Source organism: Bradyrhizobium sp. 160, assembly GCF_023073735.1.
Lineage (GTDB): Bacteria > Pseudomonadota > Alphaproteobacteria > Rhizobiales > Xanthobacteraceae > Bradyrhizobium.
On sequence record NZ_JADPKD010000039.1, the window covers coordinates 1 to 16,867 of the forward strand.

Sequence of the window (16,867 nt, forward strand, 5' to 3'; positions counted from 1 at the left end):
TGCGGGGGCAGGTGCGGGGCTATTGGGTTAACACAGATCATGGCGCGTTATATCGACGAGATCCTGCAACCGGGCGAGCGTGTGCTGTATTCGACCAATGCGCATTGGATCTTCTATTTTCCGGCCATCGTGGCCTGGATCGTGGCGCTGGCGCTGCTGATCCTGTCGCGGCAGGTCACGGTTGACGGGCTCGTCTTGCTTTGCCTGGGAGGCGCGGGTCTCGTGGCCCTGGCGGCCTTGTACTGGACCATCAAGGGCTGGTTCCATCGCTTCACCACCGAGACCGACGTCACCAATCTCCGGGTCGTGCACAAGACCGGGTTCATCAAGCGCCGTACCTTCGAGATGGCGCTGGACAAGGTCGAGAGCGTCGACGTCGACCAGACCATTCTTGGACGGATTCTCAACTATGGCGACGTGACGATTCGCGGCGTCGGCGAGGGAATCGAGACGATCAAGACCATCGCCTCGCCGCTCGCCTTCCGTAGTTCGATCACCACGCGGTAGGACCGCGCGTAATCATGAGCATGCAGCAAAATACTTCCGCAACTACCGCGCCGGGTTCGACCGTCGACGCCGCCGAGATCGCGAAATTCTCAAAACTCTCGGCGGAGTGGTGGGACCCCAAGGGCAAGATGGCGCCGCTGCACCGGATCAACCCGCTGCGGCTCGGCTACATCCGCGATGCCGCTTGCCGCAAGTTCGAGCGCAATGTGCGCAGTCTCAATTGCCTCGGCGGCCTGCGCGTGCTCGACATCGGCTGCGGCGCTGGCCTGCTCTGCGAGCCGCTGTCGCGCCTGGGGGCGCAGGTCATCGGCATCGACCCTTCGGCGAGCAACATCGCCGCCGCGAAGCTGCATGCCGACAAAAGCCATCTCGCGATCGACTACCGCTGCACCACGGTGGAAGAGATTGATCCGCGCGAGCGCTTCGACATCGTGCTGGCGATGGAGGTGGTCGAGCACGTCACCGACGTCGGCGTTTTCCTGAAGCGCTGCGCATCGATGCTGAAGCCGAACGGCCTGATGGTGGTCTCGACGCTGAACCGGAACTGGAAGAGTTTTGCGCTCGCGATCGTCGGCGCCGAATACGTCCTGCGCTGGCTGCCCCGCGGTACCCACGAGTGGAGCAAGTTCGTCACCCCCGACGAACTCGCAAAATACCTGCTCGACAACCGCCTCGTCATCACCGAGCAGACCGGCGTGGTCTACAGCCCCTTTGCCGACAAATGGACCCTCTCCTCCGACATGGACGTGAACTACATGGTCGTGGCGGAAGGGATGGTGTAAGGCCGCTGCATCCCAACCATTTGGTGTCGTCCTGGCGTGGGCCGCCAAGGAGCCATTATCCCAGGGAGAAGTTGTGGCGCGAGGTGGCAACTCCGAGTCTTCGGAAAGCCACTCCCTGGGTCATGGGTCTCGGATCTGCGCTACGCTTGTCGAGGATGACCGTGAGGGTATGGCGAGAGCATCGCTCCTATGACGCAGGCATGATTGACCTGTTGTCGCGCCGCCGGCAGTTTGCACGAGCCGTCATATAGCCCGCCAACCCATCCCATGTTCACCATCGCCAGCCTCTGGATTCCCTTCACCGTCATTGCCGCGCTCGGGCAGGTCGCACGCAATGCGATGCAGCGGTCGCTGACGAAGCCGCTGGGGACCTGGGGCGCGACCAACATCCGCTTCCTGTTCGGCTTCCCATTCTCGCTGCTGTTTCTCGCGGTGGTGCTCGTCGTCTCCGGCGATCATCTCAGCATGCCGCCGGTCGCGTTCTGGCCGTGGCTCCTGCTCGGCGCACTCAGCCAGATCGTCGCCACCGGGTTGATGCTGCTCGCCATGAATGACCGCTCCTTCGTGGTGACGACGGCCTACCTCAAGACCGAAGCAATCCAGACCGCGATCTTCGGCTTCGTCTTCCTCGGCGATCACCTGACTTGGCTGAAGGTGCTCGCGATCGTGATCGCGACCGCCGGGGTCGTCATCACCGCGCTCCGGCCAGGCGGCGAGAAGAGTTTTGCCGAATTGAAGCCGACCATCACCGGCCTCGTCGCCGCGGCAGCCTTCGCACTCTCCGCGGTCGGCTTTCGCGGCGCGATCATCACGGTGCCGAACGTGTCGTTCGTGACGGCGTCGTCCTTCACGCTAGTGCTCGGCCTGTTCGTGCAGACGCTGGTGCTGACGACCTATCTGCTCTGGCGCGCGCCGAACGTATTGCGGGGCATCCTGGGACTATGGCGGCCGTCGATGCTTGCAGGCTTCACGGGCGCCTTCGCATCACAATTCTGGTTCCTTGCGTTCGCGCTGACCGCGGCCGCCAATGTCCGCACGCTCGCTTTGATCGAGGTGCTGTTCGCGCAAGGCGTGGCGTATTACTCGTTCAAGCAGCCGATCGCGCCGCGCGAGCTTGCAGGCATAGCGTTGATCGTGATCGGGGTCGCTGTTCTGGTAGGGACTTAATTCCGGTCTTCCGGCAGCACCGGTAACGGCGACACCTCGATGCCTTCGTCGATCAGCGACTTGGCTTCGTCGGGCGAGGCCTCGCCATAGATCGGACGGTGCTCCTTGTCGCCATAGTGCATGGCGCGGGCTTCGTTGGCAAAGCGCTCGCCGACATTGTCGGCGTTCTTGACGATGTGGTCGCGCAATTCCTTCAGCTTGGCGCGCAGCTCGCGCTCCTGCGCCATCAGCAGCGAGGTCGGTCCTGACGGCGCTGCCTCGGGTGCAGGCGTAGTGGACGCCGTGGGCTCCGGCGGCGGCGTAGCGCGCCCGCGGCCCTTCTTGCCGACGATGCGCGGGGCCATGATCGCCTTGTCGACCCTGGCCGAGCCGCAGATTGGACAGGTGACGAGCTTGCGCTTCACCTGGGAATCATAGGCCGACGAGCTCTGAAACCAGCTTTCGAAGGCATGGTTCCGGTCGCAGTGCAGTGCGTAGCGGATCATACCGATCCCCGCACGAGATGCAGATAGTCCGGCCCGGCCTTGGCATCGGAGACGCCGAAGCGGCGGCCGTGCTGCAGCGAGGGGATCGCCCGGCGCGCCGTCTCGACCTTGGCCGGGTCGATCTTGGCCATGATGACGCCGGGCTCGACGCCACCCTCGGCGAGGATCTCGCCCCAGGGGTCGATGATAAGGGAGTGGCCGTAGGTCTCGCGCTTGTTCTCGTGTAGGCCGGCTTGCGCCGCGGCGAAGATGAAGCAGCCGGTCTCGATCGCGCGCGAACGCAGCAGCACGTGCCAGTGCGCTTCCCCGGTCTTGCGGGTGAAGGCCGAGGGCACAGTGATGAAGGATGCGCCGCTCTCGGCCAGCGCGCGGTAGAGCGCAGGGAAACGGACATCGTAGCAGATCGTCAGACCGACACGGCCCCAGGGGAGGTCGGAAATTACCGCCGTCTCGCCCGGCTGGTAATTGGCGGATTCGCGATAGCTCTCGCCGTCCGGCAGCTCGATGTCGAACATGTGGATCTTGTCGTAACTCGCGAGCACGTTGCCCTCGGGCCCGATCAGAAAGGAGCGGTTGACCGCTTTCTCCGGCGAGAAACGCAGCGCCAGCGAGCCGACATGGATGTGGATCCCGAGTTCCGCTGCGAGCGCCCGATACGCCTTCAGAGAGGTGTCGTCCTCTTCGCTCTGAAGATGCTCGAACAATGCCTTACGGTTCAGCTGCATCATGTTGCTGACTTCGGGCGTCTGCACGTAGTCGGCGCCGTTTGCCGCAGCCTGCCGGATCAGCTTGGTAGCCTGCGCGAGGCTCGGTTCGGGCAAGAGCCCGGTGCGCATCTGCACCATTGCGGCGGTGAAGGTCCGATCCTCGCTCATGAGACGGCCTTGACGCTGTCGAGCATGCGGTCGAGCTTGCCTTCACGGTCGAGCGCGTAGAGCTCGTCGCAACCGCCGACATGGGTTCCACCGATCCATATCTGCGGGAACGTCGAGCCCTCGCCGGCGCGGTCGTACATGTCCTGGCGCCAGGACGGGTTCTTGGCGACATCGAATTCCGTGAAGATCGCCTTTTTGCGGGTCAACAGCGACCTTGCCGCGGAACAATAGCCGCAGCCCGGCCGGGTGTAGATCTCGACAGCAGCAGTCATGGCGTCCAGCGCTTTCATGTCATGAATTCATTGAATTATATGGGACGAGGGCCGCTTTCGACAACCCGGGCAAAGACCAGCACGTCGACCTGGGCGGCCTTGGCGCGCAGCAGGGCCCGCGCGCAGGCATCCAGCGTGGCACCCGATGTCAGGACATCATCGACCAGGACGATGCGACGGCCCTGAATCTCGGCTTGGCGGTCGGGGGATACCTGGAACGCGCCCTGCACATTGGTGGCGCGCTGGGCCCGCGATAGCCCGATCTGCTGCTCGGTGGCGCGCACCCGCCGCAACACTTCGCCCCGGACCTCGACGCCGCTCTGCCGCGCGATGATGCGCGCCAGCGCGCCGGACTGGTTGTAGCGGCGCCGCCAGGCCCGCCGCCAATGCAGGGGGACGGGAATCAGCATGTCGGTGCCAGAGAGCAGCTCTGCGCCCGCGCGCGTCATCCAGCGGCCCATGGCGGGCGCCAAATCAGTGCGGTCCTGGTATTTCAGCGCATGGACCAGCGTGCGCGCAACATCGTCATAGCGCACCGCCGCGCGTGCCCGCGTGTAAGCCGGCGGGTTCGCGATGGCCTCCATCGACAGCATGTTGGGACCGGGGTCATACACAAAGGGAATGCCGAGCCGCGGGCAATAGGGCCGTTCAATGAACGACAGTCGCGCCCAGCAGGAAGCGCAAACGCCCTCGCCGTCGACAGGCTCGCGGCAGGACACGCACTGCGTCGGCAGTGCGATGTCGAGGGCGAGCCGTGCCGCGCGCGACAGCACCTGACGGCCAGCCGTCCACGCGGCACGCAATGGTGCGGCGATGGATCGGGAGGGAGCGGTTTCGGCTTCCATCAGGGAAGGCTAGCGTTCCAGGATCATCTGCTCAAGTCACCCTCTCGGCCGCGGACGCAGCGCTCTTGCGGCGCGCTGCCGAGCCGGGGCCCAGAAAAGCCGCATGCGCAGAAGCGTGGGTCCCAGCTCTGCGCAGCGTCACTTCGTGCCGCACCGTGTTCGGGACACGAGACCGATTGCAATAGCCAGCATGATCGGCGTAACCAGCGGCATGGCCCAAATTCCGCAAACCCCGCCCGCTTTGTTCGACCGCGCCTTGCTGCATGCACGGCAGCAACGCGCACTTGCGCAAGGCCCGGTCACCTTCCTGCTCGACCGCGTGGCCGAGGATATGTCCGACCGGTTGGCTGCGGTGACGCGGGAATTTCATGCGGCGGTGGATCTGTGGACGCCCGGCGAGGGTCTCGCGGCGTTGCGGACGTGCCTGCCTTCGATCGAGCGGATTGCGTCGGGTGCGGCCGGCGAGGAAAAGCTGCCCTTCGAGCCGGAGAGCCGCGACCTCATCGTCTCGGCGCTGGCGCTGCAATTCGTCAACGACCTGCCGGGTGTGCTCGCGCAAATTCGTCGCGCCCTGAGGCCGGACGGGTTGCTGCTCGCCGCCATGATCGGCGGCGACAGCTTGACCGAGCTGCGTCAGGCGTTTGCGGCCGCCGAAGCCGAATGCGAAGGCGGCGTGTCGCCGCGCGTCGCGCCGTTCGCGGACTTGCGCGACATCGGCGCGCTGTTGCAGCGCGCTGACTTCGCGCTGCCGGTCACCGACGTCGACCGCGTCGTGGTACGCTATGGCAATGCGTTCGCTTTGATGCAGGATCTTCGCCGCATGGGTGCGGCCAATGTGCTGATCGAGCGTCGCCGCGTGCCGAGCCGTCGCACGACGCTGTTGCGGACGGCGGAGATCTATGCCGAACGCTTCGCCGATGCCGACGGCCGCGTCCGTGCGACGTTCGATATCATCTGGCTCTCCGGCTGGGCCCCGCATGCGAGCCAGCAGCAGCCGCTCAAGCCCGGCTCGGCCAAGGCGAGCCTCGCCGAGGCGGTGAAGAAGGCGAGAGAAATATAGGCTGTCTCTCCCCGTCATGGCCGTGCTTGACCTGGTCATCCACATCATTCAGCTCGGCACGAAGATCGTGGATGCCGGAGACAGCCAGCCGTGAGGCTGAGAGCGTGATGGCTCCCTGAGGTCACATCAGCAAATCGATCAAATGCGGGATCAACGGGATGTCGGCGGGCGGCATCGGGTAATCGCGCAGTTTGTTGGCGCGGACCCAGGCCAGAGCCTGGCCTTCGCGCGCCGTAACCTGCCCCTCCCAGCGCCGGCAGATGTAGAGCGGCATCAACAGGTGAAAGGTCTCGTAGCCGTAGCTCGCAAAGGTGAGCGGGGCTAGGCACGGCTCGGCGACCGTGATGCCGAGCTCCTCGTGGAGCTCGCGGATCAGGCTCTGCTCGGGCCGCTCGCCGGGCTCGAGCTTGCCGCCCGGGAATTCCCAAAGGCCGGCCAGCGCCTTACCCTCGGGGCGTTGCGCGATCAGGACGCGCTTGTCGGCGTCGACCAGCGCGCAGGCCACCACCAATGTGAGTTTGAGATCGGCCATGCCCATCGTTTGCTGAAGGATCGCTCGCAACGGTTCGTTAACCCAGCTTGGGGCCGCGTTCTACGGCCTTCATAAGTCATATTTAATCGACGGTTCCTAGAGTGGAAACGCTGAAACCATTCCGGGTCTCGCTCCATGCGCGCTGCCATTGGCATCATCATCCGCCGATTCGTCCACGACCGGCGCGGCAATATCGCGCTGATCTTCGCACTCTGCTGCGTGCCGCTGATCACCGTGGTCGGCTGTGCGGTCGACTACTCTCGTGCGACGCAGATCCGCTCCAAGCTTCAGGGCGCGGCCGATGCGGCCAGCGTCGGCTCGGTGGCCAAGTCCTCGCCGGCCTTTGCCGCCGCGGGCACGATGACCTCGGACGGCCCGATTTCCGTCGGCGTTACCGATGCCCAGAACATTTTTGATGCCAACCGCGCCAACCTGACCGGCTACACGCTCAAGAACATCACGCCGACGGTGGTCAAGAGCGGCTCGACCGTCAAGTCCACGGTCTCATTCAGCGCCGAGCTGAACACCATGTTTCTCGGCGTAATCGGCAAGACCGCGCTGACCGTGAGCGGCACGTCGACCGCGACGGCCAGCATGCCGCTCTATATCGACTTCTACCTGCTACTCGACAACTCGCCTTCGATGGGCGTCGGCGCGACGCCCGGCGACGTGCAGACGATGGTCAACAACACGTCGGACAAGTGCGCGTTCGCCTGCCATGATCTCAAGGACAAGAACAATTATTACGACCTTGCCAGGAAGCTCGGCGTGACCACCCGGATCGACGTGCTTCGGAGTGCCACGCAGTCGCTAATGGACACGGCGAGCGCAACCGAAACCTATTCAAACCAGTTCAGAATGGCGATCTATGATTTCGGCGGCTCCGCAAGCACGCTCGGTCTGCGCAATCTGTTCTCGCTGTCGGCGTCGCTCTCCAGCGCCAAGTCGGCGGCCGGCAAGATCGACTTGATGTCGGTGAACGGCCAGAACGAGAACGGCGATCAGGACACGGCATTCACCGCGATATTTCCTGCGATTGACAAGGAGATCAGTTCACCCGGCCCCGGCACGTCATCCAGCCCGCTCAAATATCTGTTCTTCGTATCTGATGGGGTTGCTGACGAGAGCAACACCGCATGCCTGAAGCCGCTCTCAGGCAGCACACGATGCCAGTCGCCGCTCAACCCATTGCTGTGCAAGGCCATGAGGGATCGCGGGGTCAAGGTTGCGGTCTTGTACACGACGTATCTCGCGCTGCCCACCAACAGCTGGTACATGAAATGGATCAATCCGTTTAATGCTGGGCCCTATGGTCCGTCGCCGAACAGCGAGATCGCGCAGAACATGCAGAGCTGCGCCTCGCCGGGCCTGTATTTCGAGGTCAGCCCGACGCAGGGCATCTCCGAAGCGATGAATGCGCTGTTCAAGAAGGCGGTCGCCGACGCGCGGATCTCCGGGTGAGATGAAGCAGAGCTCCATCGCCGTCATCCTGAGACGGTCGCTTCTTCAGCGGCCCTCGCGGCAGAACGGCGGCCCAGTTCTCCCCGTGCGGCGGTAGCGCGGCCGTTCGTCCTTGGAGGGAAGGCGTGCATCGCTGCGCGCTGCGCGCTTCGCACCTCAATGATGGAGCCTTCAGGACCTGTAGTCGCCGTTGATCGCGACATATTCCTTGGTGAGGTCGCAGGTCATGACGCGGTCGCGGCCCTTGCCAAGGCCGAGCGAGACTTTGATCGCGATCTCCGGTGCCTTCATCGCTTCCGAGACCTGCGCTTCGTCATAGGACGGATCGCGCGCGCCGCTCTTGGCGACGCGAATGCCGTTGAAGGAGATCGAGAGCTTGTCGCGATCGGCCGGCTCGCCGGCCTTGCCGACCGCCATCACCACGCGGCCCCAATTGGCGTCCTCGCCGGCGATCGCGGTCTTGACCAGGGGTGAGTTGGCAATCGACATCGCGATCTTGCGCGCCGAGGCCTTGGTCTTGGCGCCCTCGACGGTGATCTCGACCAGCTTGCGTGCGCCTTCGCCGTCGCGGGCCACCTGCTCGGACAGATTGGCGAGCACCTGGTTGAATGCCTTGACGAAGGCCTTCAGCCTGGGATCGCCGGCCCGGCTGATCTTCGGCGCACCATGTTTCGCCGCGGTGCCGGTCGCGAAGGCGAGCAGCGTGTCCGAGGTCGAGGTGTCGCCGTCGATCGTCACTGCATTGAAGGTGTCCTCGACGCCCCTCTTGAGCATGGCTTGCAGCGCGGCGGGCGCGATCGGCGCGTCCGTGAAGATGAAGGACAGCATGGTCGCCATGTCGGGAGCGATCATGCCGGCGCCCTTAGCCATGCCGTTGATGGTGACCTTGGCCTTGCCGAGCTTGACGGTCGCGGTCGCGACCTTCGGGAAGGTGTCGGTGGTCATGATCGCCTTGGCCGCGGCGAGATAATCGCCGGGCTCCGCGGTCTCGGCGAGGCGGCCGAGCACGCCGTCGAACTTGGTCGCGTCCAGCGGCTCGCCGATCACGCCGGTCGAGGCGAGAAAAATCTCGCTCTCGCTGCATCCAACGGCCTTGGCCGCGATCTTCGCGGTCAGCGCGGTGGAGGCGCGGCCGGTCTTGCCGGTGAAGGCATTGGCGTTGCCGGAGTTGACGACCAGAGCGCGAGCCTTACCGCCCTTCAATTTGGCGCGGCACCATTCGACCGGCGCGGAGGGGCATTTCGACCTGGTGAAGACTCCGGCCACGGCCGTGCCCTGATCCATCACCGCCAGCAGCACGTCGGTGCGGTTCTTGTAACGGATGCCGGCCTCGGCGGTCGCAAGACGGACGCCCGCGATCACGGGCATGTCGGGAACGGTTTTTGGGGCGAGCGGGGAGACGGTTGAAGACATCGCGGGGGCGCCTTGGTGGATCTGACATGCAGATGGCCGGGCGATGCCCGGCCATTGCGATGCTTAGATACTCTTGGCGTCAGCGAAGTGACAGCAAATTCTTACTTCTTCGCCGGCGGCGCCATCTTGCTGTCAGACGGCTTGGCGTCCGACTTGGCGGCGTCCGCTGCCGGCTGGTCCAGCCGCTCGACCTTGGCCTCGGCACGCAGCTTGGCGACGTAGTCGGCCTGGGCCTTGCGGGTGACGTAGTTCTCGATCTGGGTCTTCACCTGCTCGAAGTCCGGCGCCTTGCGGTTGCGCTTTTCCTCGACCTTGATGATGTGCCAGCCGAACTGCGACTTCACGGGGTCGGAGATCTTGCCCGGCTCGAGCGTGAAGGCGACGGCCGAGAATTCCGGCACCATCTGCTCCTTGGTGAAGAAGCCGAGGTCGCCGCCGTCGGCAGAGCCCGGGTCCTTGGATTTCTTCTTGGCAAGCTCGGCGAAATCAGCGCCCTTGTCGAGCTCGGCCTTCACTGCCTTGGCCTCGTCCTCGGTCTCGACCAGGATATGGCGGGCGCGCACCTCCTGCTCGCCGGTGATCTGCTTGGAGGCCTCGTCATAGACCTTCTTCATGGCGTCGGGGGTGGTGGCGGCCTTGCCCTCGCCGGCAAGCAGGCTGTCCATCAGGAGGCGGTTGCGGGCGAATGCCAGGCGCTTCTTGAACTCCTCGCTGTCGGCGACCTTCTTGTCTTCGGCAGCCTTGCTGACGATCTTCATGTCGATCAGGAAGGACAGGACGTTCTCGTCCTTGGTCGCCGGGTCCATCTGGGCCAGGCTGGGTCCGAGTTCTTCCTCGGCCATGGCGACGTCGCTCTTCTTGATTTCCGCGCCATTGACCTTCGCCAGCACCGGATCGTCGGCGGCGCGGAGCGGCCCAGCGCACGCCAGGGACAGCGCCAAAGCGAGGCAGCCGGCCAGGGCGGACGCATGGCGGAAACGCTGGCCGGTGGTTACCGGGAACGAGGTGGTCATGGAAAATCCTTATGTTGAAGCAGGGGGCTGCTCGAGCGGGGCGGACACTCGCCCAATTCAGGGGGGCTTGGCAACGCGAAAAGTCTGTCAAAATGATGAATTAGCCGCAATGCGGCCGCCGTTGACAAGGCTAGAGGCCGGCCATATCTCTGGCCGGTCGCGTCCATGGCGATAGCGTTTATTTTGCTGCGTTTTTGGCCGTTGAACCCAGACTTGCTCAATTCCCACCCATATGGCGGACCACCCCCGCAGTCCGGGCTGAAGGCGCCATCGGCGTCACGGTGAGTTGATAGGCAGGCGGGTGACAACTTCTTGGCTGCAACGCGGTTAAATCGCGAACACAGGAACTAGGCATGATCGGCGCGCTCGCCCGCAAGTTTTTCGGCTCCGCCAACGACCGGCGGGTGAAGGGATATCAGTCCCGCGTCAACGCGATCAACGCGCTGGAGCCCGAAGTCTCGAAACTCTCTGACGAAGCGCTCAAGGCCCGCACCGCCGAGTTCAAGAAGCAACTCGCCGAGGGCAAGACGCTCGACGACCTTCTGGTGCCTGCCTTCGCCACAGTGCGCGAGGCGGCCAAGCGCACGCTCGGCCAGCGCCATTTCGACGTCCAGCTGATCGGCGGCATGGTGCTGCACGAGGGCGACATCGCCGAGATGAAGACCGGCGAAGGCAAGACGCTGGTGGCGACGCTCGCGGTCTACCTCAACGCGCTCGCCGGTAAGGGCGTCCACGTCGTCACCGTCAACGATTATCTCGCCCGCCGCGACTCCGGCTGGATGGGTCAGATCTATGGCTTCCTTGGCATGACCACCGGTGTGATCGTGCACGGCCTCGACGATGCCGAACGCAAGGCGGCCTATGCCTGCGACATTACGTATGGCACCAACAACGAATATGGCTTCGACTATCTGCGCGACAACATGAAGTACCGGCTCGAGGACATGGTCCAGCGGCCGCACTTCTTCGCCATCGTCGACGAGGTCGACTCCATCCTGATCGACGAAGCGCGCACGCCGCTGATCATCTCCGGCCCGCTCGACGACCGCTCCGACTTCTACAACACCATCGATTCGTTCCTGCCCAAGCTCGACAAGACCGATTACGACGTCGACGAGAAGCAGCGCACGGTGACGCTCACCGAAGCCGGCATGGAGAAGATCGAGACCTTGCTGCGCGACGCGGGCCAGCTCAAGGGCGAGTCGCTCTACGACGTCGAGAACGTCTCCGTCGTGCACCACATCAACCAGGCGCTGCGCGCCCATACGCTGTTCACGCGCGACAAGGACTACATCGTCCGCGACAACGAGGTCGTCATCATCGACGAGTTCACCGGCCGCATGATGCCGGGCCGCCGCTATTCGGAGGGCCTGCATCAGGCGCTGGAAGCCAAGGAGCACGTCCAGGTTCAGCCTGAGAACCAGACGCTGGCCTCGATCACCTTCCAGAACTATTTCCGCATGTACGAGAAGCTCGCGGGCATGACCGGCACGGCCGCGACCGAAGCGGACGAATTGTTCGACATCTACAAGCTCGAGGTCGTGGAGATCCCGACCAACCTGCCGGTCGCGCGCCTCGACGAGGACGACGAGGTCTACCGCACCCAGCAGGAAAAATACGGCGCGATCCTCGCCGAGATCGAGCGTGCCAATTCGCGGCTCCAGCCGGTGCTCGTCGGCACCGCCTCGATCGAAAAGTCGGAAGTGCTCGCCGAATTCCTCAAGAAGAACGGCTACAAGCAGATCGATTTCGGCAAGGAGAACGCGCTCGACAAGCTCTATGCTGCGGCCCGCGCCGGCAAGCCGGCAAAGCTGTTCGCGGTGCTGAACGCGCGCTTCCACGAACAGGAAGCCTATATCGTCGCCGAAGCGGGCGTGCCCGGTGCGATCACGATCGCGACCAACATGGCCGGCCGCGGCACCGACATCAAGCTCGGCGGCTCGCTCGAGATGCGTATCCAGCAGGAGACCGCAGGCATCGAGGACGAGGCCGAGAAGGCCAAGAAGATCGAGCAGATCAAGGCCGACATCGCGCACTTCCGCGATCTCGTGCTGAAGGCCGAGGAGACCATCGAGATCGAGCCGGCGAAGGGGAGCAAGCCAGCCAAGACCGTGAAGAAGCCGGGCGGCCTTTATATCATCGGCTCGGAGCGGCACGAATCCCGCCGCATCGACAACCAGCTCCGCGGCCGTTCCGGCCGTCAGGGCGACCCCGGCCGCTCGAAATTCTTCCTGTCGCTCGAAGACGATCTGATGCGCATCTTCGGCTCGGACCGTCTCGACAGCATGCTCCAGCGTCTCGGCCTGCAAGAGGGCGAGGCCATCATCCATCCCTGGATCAACAAGGCGTTGGAGAAGGCGCAGCAGAAGGTCGAGGCGCGCAACTTCGACATCCGCAAGAACCTGCTCAAGTTCGACAACGTCCAGAATGACCAGCGCAAGGTGATCTTCGATCAGCGCGTCGAGCTGATGAAGGACGAGAGCGTTGTCGAGACCGTCACCGACATGCGCCACGCTTTCATCGACGATCTCGTCGCCAAGCACGTGCCCGAGCATGCCTATGCCGAGCAGTGGGACGTGGCGGGCCTGAAGGACGAGCTGAAGCGTGTGCTCGATCTCGACCTGCCGGTCGACGAATGGGCCAAGGAAGAGGGAATCGCCGACGAGGAGCTGCTGAACCGCATTGAGACCAAAGCCGACGAGCACATGGCGGCCAAGGTCGCGCAATGGGGGCCCGACGTGATGCGTTACGTCGAGAAGACCATTCTGTTGCAGACGCTCGACCATCTCTGGCGCGAGCACCTGATCATGCTCGACCATCTGCGCCAGGTCATCGGTCTGCGCGGTTACGGCCAGCGCGATCCCTTGCAGGAGTACAAGACTGAGGCCTTCAATCTCTTCCAGGAGATGAGCGCACATTTGCGCGAGGCCGTCACCGCGCAGCTGATGCGCGTCGAGATCGTCCCGCCGGAGCAGGAAGCCCCGCTGCTGCCGCCGATGGAGGCGCACAAGTTCGACCCGAACACCGGCGAGGACGAAATGGCCATCGCCAGCGTCTCGCTCGGAGCGCAGGCCACTGATGCCGCCCTTCGCGATCCCAAGAACCCGGCAAGCTGGGGCAAGATCGGCCGCAACGAGGACTGCCCGTGCGGCTCGGGCAAGAAGTACAAGCACTGCCACGGCAGGTACGCTTAGCCAGTGATTTCAAACGGTTACACGGACGAACCACCTGCTGTAAATTTTCGGCCGTCCAACTCTTGAAAGCATTTCGATCCTGGTGGTGCTTGCCGAACTTCAGGGGCACCGGCAGTCACCATCACTACCGTGGTCACCAAGTCTAACCGCCAACAATCGCCTGCGGCGATACTCGCTACGCTCGTGTGCCGTGGTTGAAGTTTCGGGTGTTAGGCCAACCTACCATCAAGTCAATCACACTTCAGCCGACGACGGCCAAAGCATGATCGTGCAAGCTTGCATATAGCCCCGTCACACGCCAAATGCAGACACACTTTGGTACGGGGTGGCTGAGCGGTCTTCCTTTTACGTCCTGTTCGTCAGCGCTAGCAGGCACAGCCCCATTTGGCCGAAGCTGTGCAGCTCGAGGGTCGCAGTGCAGCGTTGCCCTCATCATGCCACCGATGTTGGGGCGTCGGCAGCTTGTGACCCATCCAATCTCGTTTTTGAGGTGATGCCCTCACTGAACTCCGCTCGCTTAGTGCAAGCTCGACAGGTTTAGCACCCGAGATCTGCTGTAGGGATAGTCGCTTCTATTTAGTCCAGTGCGGTACTGCAGACGAACAAGTCTTGCCATGCAGGTCTGCATCCCTGGAGCCCATCAAGCCAGCCATTTCTCTATTGGCATTTCGGCCATCACTGCCCTGGCGCAGCTATGGTCACGGTCTCTTCCATGATCTTGGCTTGATCGCCGTCTCGGACGATGATGGCGGTGTAGTAGCCCCGCAGCGGTTGGTCCGCGAGCTTGGCTCGCCATTCGCCAGCATTGAAGACAAAATTCCCAACAGACCGGGTTACGTTCCGCTCTACCGAGTAATCGTGCAGGTCCAGATTGACGACATCCTGCAGATTCCGACGAATGGCTTCTCGGCCCACGAACATCCCGCTCGGCGTTACTCTGATGGCATCCTCAGTGAAGGCGCCCGCCATGGCATCGACGTCTTTGCGATTATAAGCCTCGGCAAAGTTCTTTTGGAGTTCGGCGTACTGGTCGCCACTGACCTGCGGCTCCTGTCCAGCAGCCACACCCGAGATCACCGCCATGCCTAAGGCAAGTACGATCATACGCACCATCGATGTGACTCCCAATTTTACCCGGAGAAACTTGAAAAGTGGTCAAAGCTACACGTTTCAGATTAGAATTGATGCTGGTGGTAGCCGTTCTACTGCTACCGCCGACTTTCACACCGCAGACTTCAAGAGCCAGAGGTAATCAATGATCCCTTGAGGAGGAAGAACATGAATCGACGAACCATACTCGCTATGGGGCTGCTGTCAGCGGCATTCGTCGCAGCAGGATCTCAGATGGGGCTCACGCAGAGCAATCTTCTGCTAGGCACCTGGAAGCTCAACCTCGAAAAATCAAAATTTAGTCCTGGCCCACCACCGAAGAGCCAAACCCTCAATTTCCAACGGGCAGGGCAAGATCTCCAGAATACTGCCGAAACGGTCGACGCACAGGGTCAGGTCACAAAAATAGTCTTCATGCACATCTATGATGGGAAGCCTCACCCCACGACAGGCAATCCCTTGTTTGATGCGACGACCTACACCCCAGTCGATGATCACCACGTGAAGTGGGTCCGATCCAAAGCTGATAAGCCCATTCAAACCGGCTCGAACGAGATATCAGCTGACGGCAAAACCTTTACTGTTACTATCGAGGGCGTCGGTGCCAATGGTCAGCCAATTAGTAACGTAGCCGTTTACGACCGGCAGTAGATTGCGTTTCAATCCTTAGCGCCGCACCAGCGATCTTGGCTTCACTGGTGCGGTGCGTCTGCAAGCAAGTTAGGCGTCAGGAATAGTGGCGCCGGCCAGCCAATATGAAGTAGCCTGGGGCGCTGCAGACGAACAGTCTTGCCATGCCAGTCTGCATCCCTGGAGTCCGTCAAGCCAGCCACGTCATTCTTCTATTGACATTTCAAGCGACGCCAGCCGCTTAGCGAAGCTCGTCAACCCCGATCAGCAAAAACCGGCCAAGCTTTGCAGGGTCACTTCTCTGGGAATTCCCTCGTAAAGGTCGCTGATCCCAAATTTGAATTACCCGGGCCGAAAGCGGTGACGGTGATCTGATAAGAATGGCTGCCGCTCGGCGGGCTTGGTGGCGAGTAGTTCTTCAGAGCTCCACAAGCTACCGTTGATTGCCCTTTGTACGGCACCGTTCCGCCACCGTGATTGTAGCTCGGTACCTGAAGATCAACCATGTGGAATTGCAGCGTCGTCGTCCCCTTCGGCACGCCGCTCAACGAGAACACTGGCGAACTCAATCCGCACCATCGAAAGTTCATCGAGAACGCCGATGCATCTGCCGTGCTCATCGCTAGCAATGCGGCCGCACAAACTACCAACCGAATACGCATTTCTATTTCCTCCAATCGTCTAGAGGCCAACGACAATCGATTGGTTGTCCGCGTACAATACCAACCTGACCCGTTCCAAATAGAGTGCCACCAATCAGCCATTACATCTAATGGCATTCCAAGCGACTCTGCTGCTTGGCGAAGCACTTCTCAGCTATCGCAACCCCATCATCGCTACTTCGGCGGTGCATCGTAGAGCGGCTTGCCCTTGTCGACGATGTGCACCGTCAAGAGCTTGATCGTCTTGTCACCGACGACCTTGTAAGCACCGTGCGGCGTGTCTCGTACGTTCAAGCCAACAGTGCCAGTCGGGATCGGCATCTGCCTTCCATCGGGCAGTTCGATCGTACCCCCTTCGAGGAAGTAATATGACTCGTCGCCATGATGAATGTGGCGCATCGAGACATCCCCGGGCTTCAGCTCGCTAATGCTCGTGATGATCTCCATGTTCGTGCCAGTGAGGTCACCTCGCTTCAGCTCTTTACGAAAGGGAGAGTCCTGCGCACCAGCGGCTGGGGCCACGATGAAAGCCAAAGCAATGCCGAGCAGCACCATCTTCATTGCAATCCTCCCTGGTGTAATTCACGTTGAAAGCTCACCGGTAAAACGGCAGCATCGTTCAGTTTGCAGCCACCCACAAGCTGCTTCCGCAACGCATCAATCCCGGGGAAACTTCGGTCGCTAACAGCAGCCCAAAACGCTAGAGCTACCCCGGCAGCCCAAGACGAGCCCCGACGATGCGTTCGGGCTAGCTGCGCGGTCCAGACACTCGGGCAAAGCAAAACGCATCAGACGCTCTGAGCGAGTTAGGGCGCACCGGGAGCCTACGATGCACAGGAGACGAGACAGGGTTCTCGAC

Annotated in this window: 17 protein-coding genes; 7 read left to right on the forward strand and 10 right to left on the reverse strand. The window is 62.4% G+C overall.

Features of this window, described 5'->3' with window-relative positions:
* The first annotated feature begins 39 nt into the window (after nt 1-39).
* From IVA98_RS16910 to IVA98_RS16920, 3 genes are all read left to right on the forward strand, one after another.
* The gene (locus IVA98_RS16910; protein ID WP_247333308.1) at nt 40-507 is read left to right on the forward strand and encodes a PH domain-containing protein; all 468 of its coding nucleotides are present in this window, start codon (nt 40-42) and stop codon (nt 505-507) included.
* A 14-nt stretch (nt 508-521) separates the two neighbouring features.
* A complete protein-coding gene (ubiG, locus tag IVA98_RS16915) occupies nt 522-1,289 on the forward strand; it encodes a bifunctional 2-polyprenyl-6-hydroxyphenol methylase/3-demethylubiquinol 3-O-methyltransferase UbiG (protein ID WP_247297800.1) in 768 nt (255 codons plus the stop codon).
* Between the two features lie 267 nt (nt 1,290-1,556).
* Nucleotides 1,557-2,456 carry an EamA family transporter gene (locus tag IVA98_RS16920; RefSeq protein ID WP_247297802.1) on the forward strand — a complete coding sequence of 300 codons (900 nt, stop codon included), beginning with the start codon at nt 1,557-1,559 and terminating at the stop codon, nt 2,454-2,456.
* On the opposite strand, the gene IVA98_RS16925 is transcribed toward IVA98_RS16920, so the two are convergent.
* From IVA98_RS16925 to IVA98_RS16940, 4 genes are read right to left on the reverse strand one after another with little or no spacing between them, the layout of a single operon-like run.
* The gene (locus IVA98_RS16925) at nt 2,453-2,941 is read right to left on the reverse strand and encodes a DUF1178 family protein (RefSeq protein WP_247276274.1); all 489 of its coding nucleotides are present in this window, start codon (nt 2,939-2,941) and stop codon (nt 2,453-2,455) included. The two genes, IVA98_RS16920 and IVA98_RS16925, sit on opposite strands and share 4 nt — an antisense overlap.
* A complete protein-coding gene (locus IVA98_RS16930) occupies nt 2,938-3,816 on the reverse strand; it encodes a carbon-nitrogen hydrolase family protein (protein WP_247297805.1) in 879 nt (292 codons plus the stop codon). The genes IVA98_RS16925 and IVA98_RS16930 overlap by 4 nt, the downstream gene beginning before the upstream one ends.
* Complete coding sequence (gene grxC / locus IVA98_RS16935) at nt 3,813-4,088, reverse strand: glutaredoxin 3 (RefSeq protein WP_247276437.1); 276 nt, start codon at nt 4,086-4,088, stop codon at nt 3,813-3,815. The genes IVA98_RS16930 and grxC overlap by 4 nt, the downstream gene beginning before the upstream one ends.
* A gap of 35 nt (nt 4,089-4,123) precedes the next feature.
* Nucleotides 4,124-4,933 (reverse strand): ComF family protein, encoded by an 810-nt coding sequence (locus IVA98_RS16940; RefSeq protein ID WP_247297807.1) that lies wholly within the window; start codon nt 4,931-4,933, stop codon nt 4,124-4,126.
* 190 nt (nt 4,934-5,123) lie between these two features.
* Between IVA98_RS16940 and IVA98_RS16945 the strand changes: the two genes are divergently transcribed.
* Nucleotides 5,124-5,993 (forward strand): methyltransferase domain-containing protein, encoded by an 870-nt coding sequence (locus IVA98_RS16945; protein ID WP_247297808.1) that lies wholly within the window; start codon nt 5,124-5,126, stop codon nt 5,991-5,993.
* 121 nt (nt 5,994-6,114) lie between these two features.
* Here IVA98_RS16945 and mutT read toward each other — a convergent pair whose 3' ends face one another.
* On the reverse strand, nt 6,115-6,525 hold the full coding sequence (mutT, locus tag IVA98_RS16950; protein ID WP_247276276.1) for an 8-oxo-dGTP diphosphatase MutT: 411 nt from the start codon (nt 6,523-6,525) through the stop codon (nt 6,115-6,117).
* Between the two features lie 135 nt (nt 6,526-6,660).
* On the opposite strand from mutT, the gene IVA98_RS16955 reads away from it, so the two are divergent.
* Nucleotides 6,661-7,986: a TadE/TadG family type IV pilus assembly protein gene (locus IVA98_RS16955; RefSeq protein WP_247333310.1), complete on the forward strand. Its 1,326-nt coding sequence runs from the start codon at nt 6,661-6,663 to the stop codon at nt 7,984-7,986.
* A 171-nt stretch (nt 7,987-8,157) separates the two neighbouring features.
* Here IVA98_RS16955 and argJ read toward each other — a convergent pair whose 3' ends face one another.
* Together argJ and IVA98_RS16965 are read right to left on the reverse strand one after the other, a co-directional pair.
* The gene (gene argJ / locus IVA98_RS16960) at nt 8,158-9,399 is read right to left on the reverse strand and encodes a bifunctional glutamate N-acetyltransferase/amino-acid acetyltransferase ArgJ (RefSeq protein WP_247297812.1); all 1,242 of its coding nucleotides are present in this window, start codon (nt 9,397-9,399) and stop codon (nt 8,158-8,160) included.
* 101 nt (nt 9,400-9,500) lie between these two features.
* Nucleotides 9,501-10,412, reverse strand: a complete 912-nt coding sequence (locus IVA98_RS16965; RefSeq protein WP_247297814.1) for a peptidylprolyl isomerase — start codon at nt 10,410-10,412, stop codon at nt 9,501-9,503.
* Between the two features lie 353 nt (nt 10,413-10,765).
* On the opposite strand from IVA98_RS16965, the gene secA reads away from it, so the two are divergent.
* Nucleotides 10,766-13,606 carry a preprotein translocase subunit SecA gene (gene secA / locus IVA98_RS16970; RefSeq protein WP_247297816.1) on the forward strand — a complete coding sequence of 947 codons (2,841 nt, stop codon included), beginning with the start codon at nt 10,766-10,768 and terminating at the stop codon, nt 13,604-13,606.
* A gap of 675 nt (nt 13,607-14,281) precedes the next feature.
* Here the strand turns inward: secA and IVA98_RS16975 are convergent.
* On the reverse strand, nt 14,282-14,719 hold the full coding sequence (locus IVA98_RS16975; protein ID WP_247297818.1) for a YybH family protein: 438 nt from the start codon (nt 14,717-14,719) through the stop codon (nt 14,282-14,284).
* Between the two features lie 165 nt (nt 14,720-14,884).
* Here IVA98_RS16975 and IVA98_RS16980 point away from each other — a divergent pair, with 165 nt between their 5' ends.
* On the forward strand, nt 14,885-15,367 hold the full coding sequence (locus IVA98_RS16980; protein ID WP_247297820.1) for a hypothetical protein: 483 nt from the start codon (nt 14,885-14,887) through the stop codon (nt 15,365-15,367).
* A gap of 272 nt (nt 15,368-15,639) precedes the next feature.
* Here IVA98_RS16980 and IVA98_RS16985 read toward each other — a convergent pair whose 3' ends face one another.
* Nucleotides 15,640-16,008, reverse strand: a complete 369-nt coding sequence (locus IVA98_RS16985) for a phospholipid-binding protein (RefSeq protein ID WP_247297822.1) — start codon at nt 16,006-16,008, stop codon at nt 15,640-15,642.
* 174 nt (nt 16,009-16,182) lie between these two features.
* Nucleotides 16,183-16,569: a cupin domain-containing protein gene (locus IVA98_RS16990; RefSeq protein WP_247297824.1), complete on the reverse strand. Its 387-nt coding sequence runs from the start codon at nt 16,567-16,569 to the stop codon at nt 16,183-16,185.
* Nucleotides 16,570-16,867: the final 298 nt, after the last annotated feature.